A 1,499-nucleotide genomic window follows, 5' to 3' on the forward strand; every position below is an offset into this window, starting at 1 on the left:
GCGTTCGCGATCCTCGCCTGCGCGCGGATCGGTGCGATCCATTCGGTGGTGTTCGGCGGCTTCTCGCCCGAGGCGCTGGCCGGACGCATCACCGATTGCGACAGCTCGGTGGTGGTCACCACCGACGAGGGCCGCCGCGGCGGCAAGCGCATCCCCCTGAAGGCCAATGTCGACGCAGCCGCCGAGCGTGCGCCGGCGCTCGAGACGGTGATCGTCGTCAAGGCCACCGGCGGCAACGTCACGATGACCGAAGGCCGCGATATCTGGTACCATGAGGCAGCGGCGGGTGTGTCGACCGACTGCCCGGCCGAGACGATGAATGCCGAAGACCCGCTGTTCATCCTCTACACCTCGGGTTCGACCGGCCAACCCAAGGGCGTGCTCCACACCAGCGCGGGCTATCTGCTGTGGGCGAGCCTGACGCACGAGCTGTGCTTCGATTACAAGCCCGGCGATGTGTGGTGGTGCGCCGCCGATATCGGCTGGGTCACCGGGCACAGCTACATCCTCTATGGCCCGCTCGCCAATGGCGCGACGACCTTGATGTACGAAGGCCTGCCCAACTGGCCCGACGCCAGCCGCATCTGGCAGGTGGTCGACCGGCACCAGGTCCACACGATCTTCACCGCGCCGACCGCCTTGCGCGCGCTGATGAAGGACGGCGACGGCTTCGTCACCAGCACCAGCCGCAAGTCGCTGAAGCTGCTCGGCACGGTCGGCGAGCCGATCAACCCGGAGGCGTGGCGCTGGTATCATGAGGTGGTGGGCGAGAGCCGCTGCCCGATCATCGACACCTGGTGGCAGACCGAGACCGGCGGGGCGATGATCGCACCGATGCCGGGCGCGACCGACCTCAAGCCCGGTTCGGCGACGCGACCATTGCCCGGGGTCGATCCGCAGCTGGTCGATGCCGAGGGCAACGTCCTCCACGGCGCGACCGAGGGCAACCTCGTCATCGCGCGCAGCTGGCCGGGGCAGATGCGCACCGTCTGGGGCGATCATGCGCGCTTCTTCCAGACCTATTTCACCACCTATCCGGGCAAATACTTCACCGGCGACGGCTGCCGCCGCGACGAGGATGGCTATTACTGGATCACCGGGCGGGTCGACGACGTCATCAACGTGTCCGGTCACCGCATGGGCACCGCCGAGGTCGAGAGCGCGCTGGTACTCCACCCCAAGGTCGCCGAGGCCGCGGTCGTGGGCATGCCGCACGATGTGAAGGGACAGGGCATCTACGCCTATGTCACGCTCAACGCCGGCTGCACCGCCGACGATGCGCTGCGCGCCGAGCTCATCAAATGGGTCCGCACCGAAATCGGCCCGATCGCCACCCCCGACGCGCTCCAGTTCGCGCCCGGCCTGCCCAAGACCCGCTCGGGCAAGATCATGCGCCGCATCCTGCGCAAGATCGCTGAGGGCGACGTCTCATCCCTCGGCGATACCTCCACCCTCGCCGACCCCTCCGTCGTCGACGACCTCGTCGCCAACCGCGTGGG

The 1,499-nt window shown here is 68.1% G+C and carries 1 protein-coding gene; it reads left to right on the top strand.

Annotated features, from left to right (window positions below):
* On the top strand, positions 1-1,499 hold a 1,499-nt coding region (gene acs, locus AC07NK_RS20170; protein ID WP_495172419.1), incomplete at both ends, for an acetate--CoA ligase.

The sequence above is a fragment of the Sphingomonas sp. GW821-FHT09B04 genome (assembly GCF_059418285.1).